Origin of the sequence: Sutcliffiella cohnii, assembly GCF_002250055.1 — a bacterium.
GTDB lineage: Bacteria > Bacillota > Bacilli > Bacillales > Bacillaceae_I > Sutcliffiella > Sutcliffiella cohnii.
Genome location: NZ_CP018866.1, coordinates 4,097,342 through 4,117,588 on the forward strand (window position 1 = coordinate 4,097,342; position 20,247 = coordinate 4,117,588).

The following is a 20,247-nucleotide window of genomic DNA, read 5'->3' on the forward strand; positions in this document are numbered from 1 at the left end:
TCTTCTCACTCTATCAACCTTGTATTTACTGCCTCAACGGTATATTGTTATTTATGATAATTTACGCCCATACGGAGGTGCTCATTTTGAACCTTAAAAAGTTTATAAAGAGATTTTTATTTTTCATTGTCTTATTAACATTATTCATATTCTTCAATAACAGTTCTATTTTCACAAAGGATCGCTCAGGTGACCCTATCCTTTTGGCACACCGTGGATTGGCACAAACTTTTCCATTGGAAGGGATTACCGGTGAAACATGTACTGCGGAGATCATTTACGAGCCAGAGCATGCTTATTTAGAAAATACGGTTCCGTCTATGGAAGCTGCATTTGCACATGGTGCAGACATTGTCGAGTTGGATGTTCACCCTACGAAAGATGGTGAGTTTGCCGTTTTCCACGATTGGAATTTGGAGTGTAGAACGGATGGTGAAGGGGTAACACGAGAGCACACGATGGCAGAACTAAAACAACTCGATGTTGGCTACGGTTATACTGCCGATAACGGTGAAACATACCCGTTTCGCGGAAAAGGAGTTGGCCTAATGCCGACACTCGGTGAGGTGTTAAAAACATTTCCTGACAAACAACTTTTAATCCACATTAAAAGTAACGACGCGAACGAAGGAGTACAACTAGCAAACTATCTTGCAAAATATCCAAAATTAGAAAACGTTGCAGTCTACGGTGGCGATTTACCGATTGAGAGGTTAAAAGAAGAAATGCCGCAAATGCGCGTTATGTCGAAAGAAACGTTAAAAAGCTGTCTTATTCCTTATTTAGCAGTCGGGTGGACAGGCTATATGCCAGATGCTTGTAAAAATACGCAACTTCACATACCGGAAACATACGCACGCATCTTATGGGGTTACCCACAGAAATTTTTAAATAGAATGGACGCTGTCGACACAAGGGTGATTCTCGTTGCTGGTAATGGTAATTGGTCCGAAGGTTTTGATCAAGTATCAGATTTAGAACGACTACCTAAAAATTATAACGGTGGCATTTGGACTAATCGGGTAGACGTGATTAGCCAAGTGCCCGGTATTTTTACTGAATAACCTACAACATTACAATAGGGACAGGATCTTCCAATAAAAAGACCTGTCCCTATGTTTATTTTATTCAAATACTGCCTCTAAGACTACATCCCCCGATAATTCCATCTCGAGTGTCTCGCTATTTCCATCAGCCGCTCCCTTCCAACCTACAAATGTATAGCCTTGTTTCGGTATAGCGGTAATCACAACTGGAACGCCTTGGAAGTATTGCCCTGTCCAAAGGTCTGAATTCATAACTCCAGGTGTTTCTTCATCTAGTTTAATAGAGTTGATTTGAACAGTACCTTTTGTGGAGTCCGATTTTATCTGTACGGAGACTGTCTCTCCTAAATTAAAGTGGTTCGCTAAATGTTCACGAACAAACATCGGTCTTTGTTCCGCAAAATTAATCATTTTTTCAACATTACTGTTCCATCCATCCATACTTACTGGGGCTCCCCAACGTTTAATATGGTTTTCCATTTCAGGTTCAATTCCTGTTTTCATCTTTTGAATCGTTTGAATAACCCGGTCAGGATGAAAAGTAGTATTTAAATGGTCCGCAAACTCATTTATGAATGTATGTTTAAACTGCTCATTGTTTAATAGAGAGCGAAAAAGAACGTTTGGCCACTCGTGATTATGTCTTTCATTTGTTAGACTCGTAGCCCATTCCACCGTGTTATGACTTGGTGGTACAAAGCCGAGAGTTCTATCCATATCAAACGCCATCCAGCGCCATCTGCCATCAAGACCTGGTAAACTATTAGCACCTTCACTTTTTTCGTAACGCCAGTAGCTAATATTGTTTTGTGGCCAATCCGTATTAGCATTATAAATTTGCGTAATATAATAGTTTCTGTAATTGTCGATATCCATAAGTGACTGAATGTGTTCAAAGTGATGCTGCTCAGCAAGGTTATTATTTTTTACGTATTCTATCATCAACGCATAATCTTCTTGACCTTTTTCTGACCCTTCCGAAAGTCTACCTTCACGCTCTAGTATCGTAAAGTCACCACGGTCCCCACCATAATGGGTTTCCAAATAATGCTGATCAAGGCGATCGCGAACATTATGGATGCCCCAATACTCTCCATTAATAAAAACAATCGTCGGCTTGTAATATTGAGTATCTAAATTTAAATGGTGTACAAGGCTTTGTAAGGCAGCGTCACGAAACATCGTCATACCCCAATCATTCCCTGAATTTCTTAACAAGATTCGATTGAAGTCATTTATCGGTTTTTCATCAAAAAATTGATAGGAAAAACGACTCGTGCCGTAATCACTTCTTGTATACAATCGAAGCGACTTTTGTGGAAAACGCCTCGTAAAGTTTCCATGAATTCGAACCCCCGCATCTTGAGCAAAAGCTAAATCCCCATTTGATTCGTAGTATTCAATATGAATTGGTCGTTCCCACTCATCTCCTCGTTGATAGTAATTTCCAGTAGCATCACGATTTTCACTACTAGATTCATAATGAACTCCAGGTACATATATACCTGTTTCCTCATCAAATAAATGGTCTGCATCTGTTACGAGAGAAATAACTGGAAGTGTGTATTGTGGTTGAATGAAGTAGGATCGAGTGATAATTCCACTCGTCATTTCTTCAGTTTCAAAGTATGCACGAATTACCATTCCACTTTTTGAAGGCTGTGGTTCCTTCCAATCTCGAGCTTCTACGATGAAGTTTGTTGGAATAGCTGATAAAGGATTATCCGTTCTTTCTTCAATAGTTATCGGTCCTTCGTATGTATATGTGCTCTCTACATTATTAATAGGATCCGGTTCTGAACCGTCCAACGTGTAGTATATGACTGCTTCTTCTATCGGACTTGTAATTTCTAAATGAAACGAAGACTCATAAAACCCTCCTGCATGGGAAAAAATCGGTTGCAGAAGGGATGCATCTGAATAATTATTTGGATTAACATCAGTCTGTAAGATTTCATCAAAGTAAGGCAAAACTGGAGAAAAGTCCGTAATCGGATTCCCTTCTAAATAAAGACGATCGCGCAAGTTTTCTAAGTTTGATAGTGGCTCGATATTAGTAATCAAGTTGTTCCTTGCATTTAAATCTCGGAGTTGCGCTAGATTTTTTAATACATCGATATCTTGAATATTATTGTCACGAATATTTAATTGTCGTAAGCTTGTTAGCTCGGCTAACGCATCAATGTTGCTTATTTTATTACCACGTAAGTTCAACTCATGCAAGTTCGTTAAGCTGCTAAGCTGTGAAATATCTTGAATATTATTATCACGCAAATCAAGGGAAACTAGAGAAGTAAGGTGCTCAATGCCATCTAAGCTTTCAATCTCGCTATCACGTAAAATAAGCTCTTGAATTCCTGCTAGTTGGTCCGCACGTATTTCTCCTTTTTCGTAGTTAATAGCAATTCGAATTGCTGCTTCCAAATTTTTATCCGCAATAATCGGTCCAGATGCAAGCGCATACGAAACAATCCACGCAATCAGGCAAATTGGAAATAAAAGTAGTAGTAAGTACTTTGATTTTTTCATTATCTATCCTCCGAAGGCTCTATTCCTTTTATCCAACATTTACAATCTCTTAAAAAAACTATATAATTAGTGGCAAAATGTAACATTATTAACAATAATAATACAATTTTTACGAAAAATTAACAATCTATTATGTTAGAAATTAAAAAATTCCGAGGGTGATGCAATTGGCAGGTGAAATTTTTAGCCGGTATGAACTGAAATATTTAATTCCGTTTCATCTATATGAAGAGCTCTCACAGATTTTACAAACACGGATGGTTTACGACAAGTACGGGGACTCGGAAGGAAAATACAATATTATTAGTCTCTATTTCGATTCCGCTGATAAAAAAATATACTATGAAACTCGCAACAAAAGGAAATATCGACAAAAACTACGACTTCGTATTTACAACAAGGCTACTTTGGAAGATAACGCTTTTTTTGAAGTTAAAAAGAAGTATAAAAATCGTGTGAACAAGCGCCGGACGAGTATTAAGCTTGAGCATGCTTATCAATATATCGACAATTTGTTAGGAAAACACGACGATATCTCCGTTTCCAATCAGCAAATTTTTAGTGAAATTGATTCGTTCCGCAATCTATATAACTTAGTGCCTGAAAATATCGTAAGCTACGACCGACAGGCTTTCGTTGGGGTTGATGATCCAGATTTACGCGTGACGTTTGATTATAATTTACGCTGCCGGAAAGATGATTTGCATATTGAACACGGCCCACATGGAACCCACTTCGTAGACCCAAATATGGTTGTACTAGAGGTTAAGGTTGATTATAGTGTACCGCTATGGCTCTCCCGCCTTCTAAGTGAACTCGGTTGTCGGAAAGGTAGCGTGTCTAAATTTTGCACGAGTGTTGATTTGTTAGAGGAAGAAGATGTTGAAATAATGATGCACACATTAGAGAGATAAGGGGTATAAAGGATGGATAGTTTACTAGAAATATTACGTCAGCACGACACGACGACAAGAATGACCATCATTGATGGATTCCTAGCTGTTTTCTTAAGTTTTATTTTAGCGTTAATCATTACGAAAGTTTATAAGCTTACGTACAAAGGGCCGCGATATTCACAGTCGTTTGTCCATACGGTCATCATTATGGGTGTTGTCGTTTCGCTAATTATGATTGTTATCGGTAATAACGTTGCAGTAGCATTCGGGTTAGTTGGAGCATTTTCAATAATTCGTTTCCGTAGTGCAATGAGTGATCCGAAAGATATCGCCTTCATCTTTTTCGCGATGGCTGCCGGAATTGCTTGTGGTCTCGGTTTTTATTTATTAGCAATCATTTTTACGATTACGCTTAGCTTATTAATTTATGCTTTATACATATTTAATTACGGGAACCGCGAAGGAGCACCTCGTACGATGAAAATTACCGTACCAGAAAACTTACAATACGACGGACTCTTTGATGATGTTTTTGCAAAATACACAACATACCAGTCATTAACGCGCGTCCAAACGACAAACCTCGGTACGATGATTCAATTAGAATATGAAGTACTAATGAAAGACGGCGTCAAAGACAAAGACATCATCGACGCAGTCCGCGAACGCAACTCCAACCTCAACGTCATGATCAACTACACCGACGTCAACTACTAAAGTGGACAGAGGGACAGGTCCGAAATCACTGAAAAAGTCCCTTTTTTTGAAACGGAAAAAAAATAAGGACAACTTTTACCTCTCAATAAGGAAAATGTTGTCCTATTTTGATGCTAACCAGCGTTTTTTACCCTGTTTTGGAGGATAGGATCTTTCCTATCCTCTTTATATTAACTGCTAATGCAGTTAATTTTGCTTGTGTAGACATGCTTTTGAGACCGTACCCCCTGGCACGATCTAGCCCGTGAAAGCATTTCATTTCGCCGTTTTTCCATTCTTGGCATGCTCTCTTTTTATACTTTTTTTTAAACTCTGGTTGTTTTTGTTGTTGGCTATATTCATAGAATTCTGGTGTGTTGATTCCAACTTCTAAGATTTTTCCAACATTTTTTCCTTTAATACAATCTGTCCTGATTGGACAGGCTTTACATTTTTCTCTATCAAAGTAATATTTGTACGATTGTCTGTTTTTGGTGTTCTTATAATATTTTTTTATAGTCGTATTTCCCTGTTCGCAACTCCATTGATCAGCGTCTTTGTTATAACTAAATAACTCTTCATTAATTCTATAAGCCATTTCACTTACAGGTATGTAGGCAGCTGCTTTTATTTCTTTTAATTTGTCCAAAATTACTTTTTTGAAATATGCCTTATCTCCATATAGTTCTTCAACCGAAATACCAGACTTTATAGTGAGTTGTAATAGCTCGTCAAAAAAACTACCGTCCACGTATGCCCCATTGCCTACCCTTACGGAAGTAATAATTCTATCTTCTGTTGTAATCATAAATTCTGTTTTATATCCAAAGAAGTTGGAAGTTTTACTTTTGTGCCCAACTCTTGCTTCTTGGTCAACAATAGAACGTACACCTTTTTGGGCTAAAAACTTTGGGTCGGATAGTATTTCTTTCGCATTTTCAATCACTGCTTTTGTCTTAGGTGTAGTTTCTACGTCTACGTTTTCTGTTACTGTGGTGATAGTTTCTTCAACATAGGCTTTCATTGTTTCTTTCGCAACTTTAGGGTCTTCAATTTCTTTATAATCCGGGATTTCTTGATTGATATCACTTGGAATTTTTTCTACTTCCTCTTTTAATGTTTTAAACATCTTACTAACTAATCTTTTCATCACCCGTTCGGGTGTAGCTTTGAACGTGTTAGCTTCTGTATGAGTGGTATCAATACTTACAGAACTACCTTTGATAATTCCTTTATCGACGCATTGTTTAACAAATAGGGCTATAATATCATCTAACGAGACATCCTGTAGTCTGTGTTTTCTAAACTTGGCTAACAGGCTGGGGTGTGGTAGTGTGTCTTCAGGATTAATATCTAGAAAGTACATATAAGCTAGATTAAGGGAAGCATCTTCTATTACTCTTTCGTCAGAAAGATTATAAAGGTATCCAAGAACGAGTAATTTAACCATCATTTCTGGTTCTTTGGCAGGCCTACCATAGTATTTACAATACGATTTTTCCAGTACTTTGTTAATATAAGAAAAATCAACTGCTTCTCTGACAAGTTTGAGTGTATGATTTTTGGGGATTTTATAGTATAATTCGGAGTAGATGCTTAACTGCATATCTTTTTCTTTAAGCATAGAAGAAAACCTTCCTTTTCGATTGATAATTAGATTCTTGGTCGTTTCTAATTATACCAAATTTTGATAAAGGAAGGTTTTCTTTTTTTATTTTTTTACATTTATTAGGAGGGGTTTTTCAGTGGTCTCGGACAGGTCCCTCGTCCACACATTTTTTGGAAAAAATCATAAGCCTTGAGAGGATGTAAACGAATGGATAAATATGTTGAGCTTTTTCAGTTAAACAACTATAAAGTGTCAAAGCAGTCGACGAAATCAACTGAATTTGAACATAACGAAACTGGAGAAGTAATTTACTTATTACCAAACAAAGAATTAACGATTATCTTGGACCCTAAAAAGATAGAAGGTAACAGTATGCTAGAAGAAAAGACTAGCGGGCTGATTCATAATACTTCATTTAATGCTTTTCCTAAGAGAAAGCATACCGGGAAAGAGTTAATTCAATATGGGTACGGTTTTAAGTTTCAGTCTGAAGAGGAATTGCAGTCGTTTCTTGTTATATTAAATTAAAGAACTGATTCTTTAAAAAGGGGTACTATTCAGTCCCCTTTTAATATTAAAAAATGTCTCCCCCCCTTCCTACCCATACTTTAAATACATTAACCCTTATCATTTTAAAAAACTGAAACCTTCTTAGGAATCTCAACATATTATAGATTTAAATTTTGATTTTTTTGTCAACTCATGGTAGTATTATGTCGAATTTCATAAAGGAGGTATCTATTTATGGCTAAAGAAAATGCTAAAAAACCATTTTATAAGAAGTGGTGGGTATGGTTAATTACCCTTGTCGTTATCTTTATGATCGCTTCTAATAACGATGAAGATAATACTTCTAACAACGCTGTCGATAATGCTTCCGATGTGACAGAGACTGACGATCAAGTAGAAAATATTGAAGTAGAACTAACAGAAAAAGAGAAAATTGAACGAACAGTTGAACAAATAGTTGATGAGGATTTTAATGGTACAACTATCAGTCAGTTACTAGTAAATGAAAACCTTGGTCTTGGGGATGGAAGCTACATAGTTTTACCTCATTTAGTTTGGGATGTTAAGAATAGAGCAGGTACAACAAGAGAAATGTTAGAAATGTATAGCGATCATCTTGCAGCTAAACTTGCCGATTATAATGTTAGTGAGGTTACTGTTTTTTGGGAAGTACCATACCATTTAGAAGGCAACAACTCTGCAAAATTTAATTACGAAAGACAGGGAGACGGCATGGCCATCGGCGAGCGTTGGTACGCCCCGGTTTTAAGGGATTAAGCGTCTCACTAATAAATAAAATAACCACTACCTTGCCCATAACAAGTAGTGGTTATTTTTTTGAGTTTATTATATTAACTTACATTTTTGCTTCCTGTTTTACACAACAAACGTCTGAATCAAACAAGGCTCATCATCGATGTGGTCTTCTTTTTCTTCATACTGAATGTCGAGTTCACTATAAAGCTTTTTCCAGAACGAAACAGCAGGTTGGTTGTCGATTAGCTCCATAACAAAATATTTTCCAGGCTTCTCTTTAAAAAGCTGCTTTACTGCTTCTCTTCCCAAACCTTTTCCTTTATATTTGTTTAAAATAAAGATGTCATTAATGCCAAAGTCATTCAGTGCTTTTAAAAAAGGGCGCTCTAGTAGCAGAATAAAGCCTATAATTCTTTCTTCTAGTTTGATAAAATACGGAACGATTCCTTCCACTTCCCAAAATTTTTCAAAACCATCGAACTCAAAGTAGCCTTCTTCGCTGATTTCAAGTGTCGAAGTGAATTTTGATAGGTCATGAAGGTATAACGAATAAAAATTTCTTAAAACATCCTTTTCTGATTGTAAAACTTCGTGTAAAGTTATAGACATTTTTGCATATACCCCTTTCTTATTAGCAAAGTAAACGAATCCCTTGTATGTTCATTTAGAATCCTTTTCATTCCCATCCCTATTTTTCAAAAATTCTGTATCCTTATTTTCTATTATAATACAATTTTGCATTCGTTTTCTTAAAAATTCAGAAGAAAGTCTTTACCAAAAAAATAAAACCAGGCATCTGCCTGGTTCTTGTTTTTAATTATGTCGTTTATGCTCCAAAAATATATTTTTCTATTGCATAGGCAACTCCATCATCATCATTTGATGTTGAAACAAAATCTGCTGCCTCTTTCACTTCCTGTGGCGAATTACCCATAGCTACTGACAAATTTGCTACGTGAAACATCGCAATATCATTATAACTATTTCCCATCACAACAACCTCGCTTTGGGATATCTTTAACATACTCATTAACTGTTCTATAGCTAACCCTTTCGATACATTGCTATGCATAATATCTAAATAAATATCATCCGATCTAGTAATATACATAACTTTATTATATTTACCATGCAGTATCTCGAAGGCATCTTCAATTTTTTCAGCTGTATGAGAGTATATTATTTTATAAATATCCTTTTCTTCATCAATCGTATCTATTAATTTTGCATGAAGTTTCTCTAGGTCATAATGAACTTTTACCATCCTTTCATGAAAAGTATGAACCTCTTCATTAAGGTATAAGCTTATACAATATTCATTTTCCATTCCATATTCAATTATTTCTTTTGCAAAATTCGTAGGTAATACCGTTGAAGAATATACTTTTTTAGTAACTGGACATTTTACTAAAGATCCGTTAGTCGCAATGATAGGAGTATTGATCTCTAATTCTTTTGCATACGGATAGATGGATTCAAAAGGCCTTCCACTCGCTAACGCGACATTAATTCCTCTACTCTTTAATTTGTTAATTGCTTCCTTATTTTTATCAGAAACTTGATGGTTATCATCTAGTAAGGTGCCGTCCATGTCAAGTACTACTAATTTATACTGCATTTTATCACCCTTACTTTTTTAATTATTTACCTTTTGGCTTTTCTGACCGTAATAAGCATTTTTACCATGTTTTCTTAAAAAATGTTTATCTAGAAGATGATGATCCATCTGTTCAGCGTGAGGAGATAGGCTTTGCGTGTAAAATGCCAACTTAGCAATTTCCTCCATAATGACAGCATTTTCAACAGCCTTCATTGGATCTTTTCCCCAATTAAAAGGACCATGACTATGTACAACAACGCCCGGAATATCATTTGGATTTAAGTTTTTAAATGTTTCTACAATTACATCCCCAGTATTCTTTTCATATTCAGTTGCAATTTCCAATGGCGTTAATGGTCGAGTACAAGGTATATCTCCATAAAAATAGTCAGCATGGGTAGTACCAAAAGTAGGTATTGCTCTACAAGCTTGTGCCCACTTCGTACACCACGGTGAATGAGTATGGACGACTCCACCTATTTCTGGAAATGCCTTGTATAAAACTAAGTGTGTTGCCGTATCGGATGAAGGGTTCAGATCTCCCTCCACCTTATTACCGTTTAAATCAATGACTGGTAAATCACTAGGTTTTAATTTTTCATACGGGACTCCGCTCGGCTTTATTACAACAAGCCCTTGTTCACGATCAATAGCACTCACATTTCCCCATGTATAAATAACTAGGTTTCTTTTAGGTAGTTCTAAATTTGCTTGTAAGACTTTTTCTTTTAATTCCTCTAACATTTTAATCACTCCGTTTCTAAAACAAAGTAAATTACTTTCATTTCTCATTAACAATTTAATAGGCTTCCAAAAGAAAAGTAGGTTGGATTGTGTGAATCTTCCCCTACTTTTTTGATAGTTTACTAGTATTTATAAAGTTATTTATTTTCAATTGCTGTTACTGTTTTCATTATTTGTTGCGTGTTTTCATAAAGATTTATATATTGCTCATAATACTGGTCGTATTTCAGTTTATTTTCAACATTAGGTTGAATAACTTCATCAAATTCTAGCCAATCTTTTAAAACATTCGGGTCAGAAATAACTCCTGTTGCAATGCCAGCTAGCACAGCGTCCCCTAATGGAGCTTCTACGTCATTTTTAATAATTCGAACTGGGTACCCTGTAACATCTGCATATATTTGTGGCCAGTTCATCGATTTAGAGCCGCCACCAACAATAATTAGTTCTTTATCAAGCTTCGCCTCAGTCCCTAATACCATTTCCATGTTATGACGTAATGAATAAGCTACACCTTCCATAAAGGCTTTATATAAATGTCCCTTCGTATGGACTAAACTTAGCCCTAGAATTAATCCGCGGGCATTACTATCCCAAATCGGACTTCTTTCACCCATGAAGTATGGAAGAACTAACAATCCGTTTGAACCAGCAGGAATGTCTTTTGCTTTTAAATCTAGCAAAGTATAAGCATTAATATCTAATTTCTCTTCCACTTCTAATTCTTCTGTTCCAATTACATCTCTAAACCATCGTAATATAGCACCTGCTGTTGCAGCTCCTCCGAATGTATAGATAATATCGCTAGAATCTACACAGTGAGGCATGCTAACTAAATTTGGAGATAAATTTGGTTTTTCCGTAATAAAGCCCCAACACATAGAAGTTCCTAGCATCGCTACATGGTTACCTTCAGCAAGAGCACCAGCCCCCATTGTTGCTACTGGGGCGTCGACACCACCACAAATAACTGGTGTTCCTACTTTTAGGCCTGTTTTTTCAGATGCTTCTTCTGTAATTCCTCCAACAATATCCGTACACTCTACAAGCCTTTCCGGCATAAACTTAAAAGGAATACCTAAGTTTTCACACATTTCCTCAGACCATTTTCTTTCCTTAAGGTCAAACACACCGCCTACATTTCCTGCCGATGAATAATCTACCGCTACCTCACCAGTTAATGTATAGACGATATATGGAGCCGGTGGTAAGAAGTACTCTATTTGCTCCCATACTTTCGGTAAATTATTTTTAATCCATAACATTTTTGTAAAACCAAAATATGAGTTAACAGAATTACCCGTTACATGAAACAACTTATCAAGATCAATATTTTCTTTTACCCACTTTACTTCCTCTTCTGCACGTCTATCCATCCATATTAAGCAAGGAGCTAACGGCTTCATATTTTTATCTACAGGGATACCGGACCCTCCGTATAAACTACTAATCGCCACACCTTTAATCTGTTCAGGATCTACATTTGATTTTTCCACTACTGACCTTATCGTAAAATTAGTTGCCTCTTCCCAAGGTCCAGGCCATTGTTGAGCCCAAGAAGGTTTCGGTGTTTCTACATCATAACCTTTATAGCTATGTGCTAACACTTTTCCCTTCGGATCAATAAGGACCGCTTTCGTCCCTTGGGTACCGATATCAACACCAATTAAGTATTCCATTTAATCACCCTTCATTCGCAAGTTTGCTCTAGTTAAAATCCAATAAATTAGTATGATTTTTTGTGTTAGGGCTTAAGTAATACTTTAATAGCTTCTGGGTGATGAGCCATTTCCATCGCTTCAGCAAATTCTTCTACTTTAAAGCTGTGTGTTACAATACCTTCCGCTGTAAGTAATTTACGTTCGAATAAGTCAATTGCTACCGGATACGTATATGGCCCTAAGTGAGATCCTCTAATATCTAATTCTTTTCTATCCCCGATAACACTCCAATCAGTTGTTACCTCTGAACCGAATACACTAAACTCGATAAATCTACCTAGTCTTCTAATCATTTCTAACCCTTGTGTTACTCCACTTGGATGCCCTGATGCTTCAATGTAAACATCACAACCATAACCGTCTGTTAAATCTTTTACTATTTTGATTGCATCTTCTTTTGCTGGGTTAATAACAATATCCGCACCAAGCTTTTTCGCAACAGCTAATCTTTTCTCATTTAAATCTAAAACAACTAATTTTTTAGGCGTTTTTAGAGCAATTAATTGCACCATACATAAACCTAAAGTTCCCGCACCTGCTAACACGACAACGTCTTCGAATTCAATGGAAGCTCTTTGAACTGTATGCACAGCACATGCCATTGGCTCTACTAAAGCAGCTTCTTCTGCTGTTACACCGTCCGTAATTTTATATATTCTAGCTGTACTGCTAAATTTCATATACTCTGCCATTGCACCTTCTGCAACATCTTTTTGGAAACCGTAAATATTGTGAATATCACACATCCAATATTTACCCGTTGTACAAAACTTACATTTACCACAAGGGTTAATTTGGTCCGTTGTCACTCGATCTCCCACTTTTAATCCATGCTTTTCAGCAGCACCTTCCCCTAACTCTGCCACTACTCCATAAAATTCATGTCCTGGTACTACTGGTGCTTTCATCCAAGGATCTTCTCCGCCCCAATACATCGCTGAGCCATGATATGCTTTTAAATCACTTCCACAAATACCACAAGCTTCTACTTTAATTACGACCTCGTCTCTTCCAGCTCTTGGTGTAGGTACTTCCTCTACACGGTAATCTTCCGGACCATGTGCTACGACTGCTTTCATTGTTTCTGGTAATATTGACATAATGTACAGCTCCTCTTATGTTAGAATTTTCAATATTTTCAAGGCGTTATTTTATTGTCTTAAAATTCATTTCTATTTAATTAATCCTTTTGACGGAAACTAGTATAGTAGATTGCAGCTACGATGATGACACCCTTTAGAACCCTTTGAACGTATGGAGAAACACCCATCAAGTTCAGTCCATTACTTAAAACTCCTAATAATAAGGCACCTAGTAACGTTCCAAAAATATGCCCACGTCCACCTGCAATAGCAGTACCACCTAAAACTACTGCAGCAATCGCGTCTAGTTCGTAACCTTCACCAGCCATTGGTTGACCAGATGAAAGTCGTGATGTCATAATCAAGCCACTAATCGCAGCAGTCACTCCACTAACTAAATATACGAATGCTTTTACTCTTTTCACCTTTACACCAGATAAGCGAACTGCTTCTTCATTACCACCAATAGCGTAAATATATCTACCAATTGGTAAATGATTTAAAATAATATAAGCAGCTACAAACACTAAAACCATGATAACTGCTGGCATTGGAATAACACCGAATAAGTAACCTCTTCCAATGAATGCATATGATTCTGGAAGACCTGATAAAGGATAACCTCCCGTATATAAAAGGGCCGCTCCCCTAGCAACTTCCATCATCGCTAACGTGACGATAATTGCTGGAATTCGTGCACGAGATACGAATAATCCATTCACATAACCGATTACTGCCCCTAACAAAATACCAATTAATACAGCTACGATTGGCGGCATACCGTAATTGATCATCATACCTGCCATAATCGTTCCAGTTAAGGCCATTACAGCACCAACTGATAAATCGATTCCACCTGTTAAAATAACAAACGTCATCCCAACTGCTAGAATTCCATTAATGGAGACTTGCCTAACTATGTTGGTAATATTGTTTGTCGTTAAAAACTGTTCACTAGCAAAACTAAAAAATATACAAAGTACAAAAAATCCAATTAAAGTTAACATTTCAGGGTATTTAAATATTTCTTTTGCATTTAACCCTTTTCGCAAATCACTCATCCATCTACACCACCTGTTGCATAATACATTACATTTTCAGAGGTAGCCTCTTTGCCGTCTATTTCTGCTTTCATTTTTCCTTTATGCATGACGAGAACTCGGTCACTCATTCCTAAAATCTCTGGTAATTCAGAAGATATCATAATGATAGAAATTCCCTTATCAGCCAAGTTTCTCATTAGCTTATAGATTTCTTCCTTAGCACCAATGTCAATCCCACGTGTCGGTTCATCAAAAATTAATATTTTACAGTCTGTATTTAGCCACTTAGCTAGAACCACTTTCTGTTGATTTCCACCACTTAAATTCTTCACCAGTTGGTTACCACTTGGTGTTTTTATTAATAAATCTTTAATAGATTGATTGATAACCATGTTTTCTTTTTTCTTGTTAATAATCCCCAAAAAATTTCCTAAGTCTTTTAAAATCGGGATACTAATATTGTTTTTTATAGACATATTTAATACGAGACCTTGAGTCTTTCTACTCTCTGGGATTAAGGCAATCCCTAAATCTAGAGCATCAGTAGGACTCTTGATAGATACTTTTTTTCCATCTATGAAAACTTCTTTCTCTTTCGCTGGGTCAGCTCCTATTAACGCTCGCACAGTTTCCGTTCTACCAGATCCTACGAGCCCGGCAATTCCAACGATTTCACCTTTCCCTAAAGAAAATTGAATATCGTTCACACTTTTATTACTTAATTGTTTAACTTCTAAACGTAACTCTTCCTTACCAGTACGTTTCGTTTTTTCTGGAAAGGCATTTACAATTTCACGACCGACCATCATTTTTACAATATCTTGTTTTGTTAAGTCTTTTACGTCTTTCGTTGCTACGAACTCTCCATCACGCAAGCATGTCATACGGTCGCACATTTTCAAAATTTCTTCCAAATGATGTGATATATATATAATGGTTACCCCATCTGCTTTCAATCTCTCAATTAACTCAAATAGCTTTTCAATTTCTTTACCAGTTAAACTTGCTGTTGGCTCATCGAAGATTAATACTTTTGTATCTATAGCAATTGCTTTTGCTATTTCAATAAACTGTTGGTTTGCAACACTTAAATGTGCTACTGGCTTGTTTAAGTCAATATTCGCATCTAGTCTTTTTAAAACTTCTTCTGCTTCTTTCCTCATTACTCTTCTGTCTAGTATTCCATTTGCTTTCTTTTCACGACCTAGAAAAATATTATCTACACCACTTAAATATGGGATTAAACTAAATTCTTGATGAATAATACTTACACCTAATTGTTGTGCTTGTTTAGGGTCTGTAAAAGTAACTTCTTTACCATCTAAGCGAATTTTCCCTGTTGTAGGCTCATATACACCCGAAAGAATTTTCATTAACGTTGATTTCCCTGCACCATTTTCTCCAACTAAGGCATGCACTTCTCCTCGTCGAATATCAAAACTAACACCTTTTAGCGCCTTTACTCCTGGGAACTCTTTCGTGATATTCTGAATCTCTAATACATTATCCATCGGAATCACCTTCCTTTTTTTACACCTCTTCATTCAGTGGGCGCTTTCAATAATGCAAAGCGCCCTTCTGAAAAAAAGATTACCGATTACCAGCTGAAATCACTTGCATTATCAATTGTTTGAAGCTCAACATCAATAGGAACTTCTTCAGGTACAACTTCTGCCCCCCAAAGCTTCGCTAATGCCATTCCTAAACCAATTCGTACTTGGTCTCTTGGGAATTGTGCTGTTGTCGCTTTAAATGCTCCACCCTTTAAGATCGCTTCAATTGCTTCCGGATGTCCATCAACACTATATAACGCAACATCTTTTCCAGACGCTTCAATTGCTCCTAAAGAACCTAAAGCTCCTTCATCATTTACACTGAATAAAGCATCTAAATCCGGATTAGATTGAAGCATATTTTCTGTAACCTTCATTGCTTCTGCTCTATCTTGTTTACCATTTTGGATATCTACAATTTCAATTCCGGCATACTCAGATACAGCATCTCTAAAACCTTCCACACGTTGAAGGATAGGTACTACTGGAATTCCATCTAAAATAGCAACTTTACCGTTACCACCTAAATCTTCCGCCATTTGCTTACCAGCTAAATAACCTGCATCATAGTTTCTTGAACCAACAAATGAATCAAGAGGGCCTTTTGCTTGCGCATCAACCGCAACAACAATTACACCAGCATCTTTTGCAGCAATTACCGCTGCTTCTGCTCCTTCACTATCTGTAGGATTGATTAATAAAATATCAATTCCTTTTTGAATCATATCGTCAATGTCATTAATTTGCTTTGCTACATCATGCTGCGCATCTGCAATAATAACCTCTGCTCCAATTTGCTTTGCTGCCTCTTCAAGAGCTTCCTTCATGGAGATAAAATAAGGGTTATTCATTTCTTGGAACGACATACCAATCTTTATACTTTTTCCTTCAGCTGCAGCATCTCCTGATCCGCCACTTTGACTTGAACAGCCAGCAGCGATGAGTAGAATGGATGCTAATAAAACAACTAAAAATTTCTTTGATAGCTTTTTCATTTTTCTTCCCCCTGTTTTTTTAATATTTTGCTATATAAAGAAGAGCACATATAAAGCGTTTACATTTTATAGAAATGTATTTACACTCTTCTATTACAACTTAAGTAATGAAGTCTTTTTCAAGATCACCTCTTTCAAAAATATATTTGAATACGCTTGCAATCTTCAAAAACAAACAGAAAGGTGCCTTATATACGCACACCATTACGTCCATAAAAGGAACGCAATAATTTTACGTAAATAAGGCACCCATAGCCATTAAATTTTATACCAGCCGTAAGCATAAAATTTATTTTATTTAATTGATATTATTGAAGATTTAATTAGCTTTATTATATTTACCTAATAATTATTAGTCAAGTAGTTTTCTAAATATTTTTTATCATCCACTATTTAGAGTGAAATAGAGCATCCGCTTCTATCATTTCTTTCGCAACTACGACTAGTTTCTTATTTTTATCTCTACTTACCTTCTGCAAGTATTTCATTGCCTCTGGCTCTTTTAAATTCATTCTTTCCATGAGTATTCCTTTTGCTTTTTCAATATGTTTTCTAGCTTCTAACGCGTTTTTTGTTGTATTTAACTCTTCTTTTAAACTCTTAATTTCTTCATACTTTGCCAGACTGATATTAATGGCTATTTTTAATTCTTCAATATCGATTGGCTTTAACAAATAGTAAAGAACTCCCTCATCAGTAGCTCTCTTTATTAGCTTTTCATCATGATAACCACTAACAATGATACTTGGAATATAGTATGTATCATTTATTTGCCTAATAGCATCAATCCCGTCAAGTTTTGGCATATTAATATCCATAATTACAAGATCAGGCTTTTCTTTTAATGCTAATTCTACCGCCTTTTCTCCATCAGTAGCAGTCGCAATAACTTGATGCCCCAGTTTCTCCACATACGATTTAGTTCCCATTAACACTAAAAACTCATCTTCTGCAATTAGAATTCGCAATGACTTTGACATAGAACATTATCACCCCTTTGATTTCCTTTTCGGTGTAAGCGCTATCTTTTTATTGTGTAGAAAATTAATTCATGTCATTATACTCAGTATAGTACCTTCCCTCATGACAGTACTAATTAGTAAAGAGTATATAGCATTTTTTATCGTTTTGGAAGTCCACTAATTCATTTCCAATTAATGCAAAATAGCAAAAATAATAGTTTGTTATATTTTACTTGATTTAATATATTTATATAACAAGTAATCTATTCTTATGATAACTATTTGTATAGTAGTGGAGGTTTTACTTTGTCAAAATTCCTATTTGAATGTCGAAATGTAACAAATGATAGCCCTAACGGTTTTATAAATAATATTAGTTTACAGGTCGGTTATTCTGAAATTCATGCCTTGATTGTCAAAAATAGTTCAGAACAAAAAGTATTTATTGAATCTATTAAAAATTTACTAGAAGAGCAAACGATACCCGGAGAGATTTTAGTAGGAAACAAGCCGTTTCATCCTTCTCGGAAAAGTTACAGAATAGGTCTGTTACATCAAAAACCACTTTTAATAAGCAATTTTTCCGTTGCAGAAAATCTTAATTTAGTAAACATTCCAACAATTGGATTTCTACCTTTTATCAATTGGAGAAAAATAAAAAGAAGCTCAAAGGACATTTTAAATAAATTAGATTTTGAAATAGATCATAAAAAGAAAGTGTACAATTTGTCTGATGAAGAAAAGCGTATTGTCTATTTAGCAAGCGAATTTTTACAAAATCCAAAAATGATGATTATGCATGAGCCGATGGAAGGTTTGTCAGCAAAAAACTCCTCGAAATTATATACTATTATGAAACAATTTAAAGAAGACGGTGGCAGCATCCTTTATGTCACAAAGCAATGGGAAGAGGCGTTAAAGCTTGCAGACAGGATATCTATACTAACGAACGGTTCCATTACAGATGAGATGTTAGCAGACGAAGCTAAAAATGACCCACGGAGATTGATAGTAGACTCCGAGGAATATAATTTTAAAGACACCGAATTTTATAACGAAAACGACACAAAAAATGTACTGGATGCTGTCTTGAAAGCTGCTGAATTTTTAACATCTGAATACGAACTAAAAGATGTATTATTGCTGTTGGCAAAAGAAGTAACCCGTATTATGAACGCGGATGGATGCTCCATTAAATTAATTGACGAAAATACGTCAAGTATTATAGATGACTTTGAATACAATGAAAACAAAAGAATAAAAGCACAATTAACGAAAGAGTCCATTTTAAAAATTGCCAAAGAGAACGATATCTTTTATGTCAATAAAAAGAATAAAGAATTCGAGTCTATGTTTGAAAACATTGAAAATGTAAAAACAATAATATGTGTACCTGTTTTAATAAGATCCGAAGTTACCGGCATCATCCAGATTTCATATGAACGATATTATGTGTATTCAAAAGAAGAATCTAAATATTTAGCTGCATTGGCCCGTCATGCCGCAATCGCAATCGAAGATACTAGGTTACTCGGTAGGTCTACTTTATTGCAAGAAAGCCACCACCGAATTAAAAACAATCTCCAATCGATTGTCGGTCTAATTACATTACAAAAGATGTTCGTACAAAAGACCCCCGATTTAACGATTGATGACCTATTAGATAGTATTATTAGTCGGATCAAAAGTATCGCATCCGTTCATAACCTCTTATCTAAAGATAAACTTGGAAGAAGTATTATTAATGTAAAACTAATCATTAAGGAAATAATGGAGCTAATGAACAGTAATCCAGATATTCAAATTCATCTCGATTTAGATGATATTCTCATCCCTTATAACAAAGCAACTTCTATTGCTCTTATTATTAACGAACTCGTAATGAACTGTTATAAACATGCTTTTACTGATAAAGATTCTGGAATTATTGAAATTAGCTGTAAAAGAATGGATGACTATATTTTCCTATCTGTACAAGATAACGGACGAGGATTCCCCGAGAATTTTGATATTTCTAAAGCGGATAGTTTAGGTTTATCTATCTTAACCGGCATCGTGACAAGTGACTTTCAAGGGGAAATAAACTTCGGTGGAGAAGATGGAAGCAGAGTGGAAATTAAATTATCAACAGATCGGATATTTTTGCATAGTTAACAACTGTGCAAATAGGAAAGCTCGCAACATTTTGGTGCGAGCTTTTTTTATGTTAAACGAAAATATATTTACGTGTGTTCCCTGCTTCATTTTCACGATACTATTCTTTCTAGCGTTTTCCTCCTAATATCTCTTGAAAACAATCAACCTACCATTATGGAGGTAGGCAAAGAAATCTACATCTACGAGAAACATATTTCAAACTGGAAAAAACTGTGTGTACACGGGACCTGTCCACTAGCCTTGCGTGTTTGTTGGTAAATTGAATTTATGTAATTTTTTTCAAGTTGCTTTTATCCTGATAGAGAAAAAAGGGAAACGAGGTTGCATTCGACCTTGTTCCCTTTTTTT

Annotated in this window: 16 protein-coding genes and 1 pseudogene; 6 read left to right on the forward strand and 11 right to left on the reverse strand. The window is 35.8% G+C overall.

Features of this window, described 5'->3' with window-relative positions:
• The first annotated feature begins 83 nt into the window (after positions 1-83).
• On the forward strand, positions 84-1,064 hold the full coding sequence (locus BC6307_RS20540) for a glycerophosphodiester phosphodiesterase family protein (RefSeq protein ID WP_094366343.1): 981 nt from the start codon (positions 84-86) through the stop codon (positions 1,062-1,064).
• 60 nt (positions 1,065-1,124) lie between these two features.
• Here BC6307_RS20540 and BC6307_RS20545 read toward each other — a convergent pair whose 3' ends face one another.
• Positions 1,125-3,575 (reverse strand): CotH kinase family protein, encoded by a 2,451-nt coding sequence (locus tag BC6307_RS20545; protein WP_066420406.1) that lies wholly within the window; start codon positions 3,573-3,575, stop codon positions 1,125-1,127.
• Positions 3,576-3,742: 167 nt separating this feature from the next.
• Between BC6307_RS20545 and BC6307_RS20550 the strand changes: the two genes are divergently transcribed.
• Together BC6307_RS20550 and BC6307_RS20555 are read left to right on the forward strand one after the other, a co-directional pair.
• Entirely contained in the window at positions 3,743-4,489 is a 747-nt protein-coding gene (locus BC6307_RS20550) for a polyphosphate polymerase domain-containing protein (protein WP_066420404.1), read from the forward strand.
• A 12-nt stretch (positions 4,490-4,501) separates the two neighbouring features.
• Entirely contained in the window at positions 4,502-5,188 is a 687-nt protein-coding gene (locus BC6307_RS20555; protein ID WP_066420403.1) for a DUF4956 domain-containing protein, read from the forward strand.
• A gap of 136 nt (positions 5,189-5,324) precedes the next feature.
• On the opposite strand, the pseudogene BC6307_RS20560 reads toward BC6307_RS20555, so the two are convergent.
• A pseudogene (locus BC6307_RS20560) lies at positions 5,325-6,791 on the reverse strand (IS1182 family transposase); the annotation flags it as partial.
• Between the two features lie 192 nt (positions 6,792-6,983).
• Between BC6307_RS20560 and BC6307_RS20565 the strand changes: the two are divergent.
• Positions 6,984-7,304 (forward strand): hypothetical protein, encoded by a 321-nt coding sequence (locus BC6307_RS20565; RefSeq protein WP_066420775.1) that lies wholly within the window; start codon positions 6,984-6,986, stop codon positions 7,302-7,304.
• A gap of 216 nt (positions 7,305-7,520) precedes the next feature.
• The gene (locus BC6307_RS20570) at positions 7,521-8,063 is read left to right on the forward strand and encodes a hypothetical protein (RefSeq protein ID WP_066420776.1); all 543 of its coding nucleotides are present in this window, start codon (positions 7,521-7,523) and stop codon (positions 8,061-8,063) included.
• A gap of 99 nt (positions 8,064-8,162) precedes the next feature.
• Here the strand turns inward: BC6307_RS20570 and BC6307_RS20575 are convergent, their stop codons facing one another.
• The 9 genes from BC6307_RS20575 to BC6307_RS20615 form a co-directional block, all read right to left on the reverse strand.
• Positions 8,163-8,651 carry a GNAT family N-acetyltransferase gene (locus BC6307_RS20575; protein WP_066420780.1) on the reverse strand — a complete coding sequence of 163 codons (489 nt, stop codon included), beginning with the start codon at positions 8,649-8,651 and terminating at the stop codon, positions 8,163-8,165.
• A 217-nt stretch (positions 8,652-8,868) separates the two neighbouring features.
• On the reverse strand, positions 8,869-9,660 hold the full coding sequence (locus BC6307_RS20580) for a Cof-type HAD-IIB family hydrolase (RefSeq protein ID WP_066420781.1): 792 nt from the start codon (positions 9,658-9,660) through the stop codon (positions 8,869-8,871).
• Between the two features lie 18 nt (positions 9,661-9,678).
• Positions 9,679-10,386 (reverse strand): L-ribulose-5-phosphate 4-epimerase, encoded by a 708-nt coding sequence (locus tag BC6307_RS20585; RefSeq protein ID WP_066420793.1) that lies wholly within the window; start codon positions 10,384-10,386, stop codon positions 9,679-9,681.
• Positions 10,387-10,523: 137 nt separating this feature from the next.
• Positions 10,524-12,065 (reverse strand): FGGY-family carbohydrate kinase, encoded by a 1,542-nt coding sequence (locus BC6307_RS20590; protein WP_066420782.1) that lies wholly within the window; start codon positions 12,063-12,065, stop codon positions 10,524-10,526.
• Between the two features lie 65 nt (positions 12,066-12,130).
• Positions 12,131-13,207, reverse strand: a complete 1,077-nt coding sequence (locus tag BC6307_RS20595) for an alcohol dehydrogenase catalytic domain-containing protein (RefSeq protein WP_066420783.1) — start codon at positions 13,205-13,207, stop codon at positions 12,131-12,133.
• A gap of 80 nt (positions 13,208-13,287) precedes the next feature.
• Entirely contained in the window at positions 13,288-14,250 is a 963-nt protein-coding gene (locus BC6307_RS20600; protein WP_066420784.1) for an ABC transporter permease, read from the reverse strand.
• Positions 14,247-15,743 (reverse strand): sugar ABC transporter ATP-binding protein, encoded by a 1,497-nt coding sequence (locus tag BC6307_RS20605; protein ID WP_066420786.1) that lies wholly within the window; start codon positions 15,741-15,743, stop codon positions 14,247-14,249. The genes BC6307_RS20600 and BC6307_RS20605 overlap by 4 nt, the downstream gene beginning before the upstream one ends.
• 86 nt (positions 15,744-15,829) lie before the next feature.
• On the reverse strand, positions 15,830-16,780 hold the full coding sequence (locus BC6307_RS20610) for an ABC transporter substrate-binding protein (RefSeq protein WP_066420788.1): 951 nt from the start codon (positions 16,778-16,780) through the stop codon (positions 15,830-15,832).
• 389 nt (positions 16,781-17,169) lie between these two features.
• A complete protein-coding gene (locus BC6307_RS20615) occupies positions 17,170-17,760 on the reverse strand; it encodes an ANTAR domain-containing response regulator (RefSeq protein WP_066420789.1) in 591 nt (196 codons plus the stop codon).
• 288 nt (positions 17,761-18,048) lie between these two features.
• On the opposite strand from BC6307_RS20615, the gene BC6307_RS20620 reads away from it, so the two are divergent.
• The gene (locus tag BC6307_RS20620) at positions 18,049-19,896 is read left to right on the forward strand and encodes a histidine kinase dimerization/phosphoacceptor domain -containing protein (RefSeq protein WP_066420791.1); all 1,848 of its coding nucleotides are present in this window, start codon (positions 18,049-18,051) and stop codon (positions 19,894-19,896) included.
• The last annotated feature ends 351 nt before the right edge of the window (positions 19,897-20,247 follow it).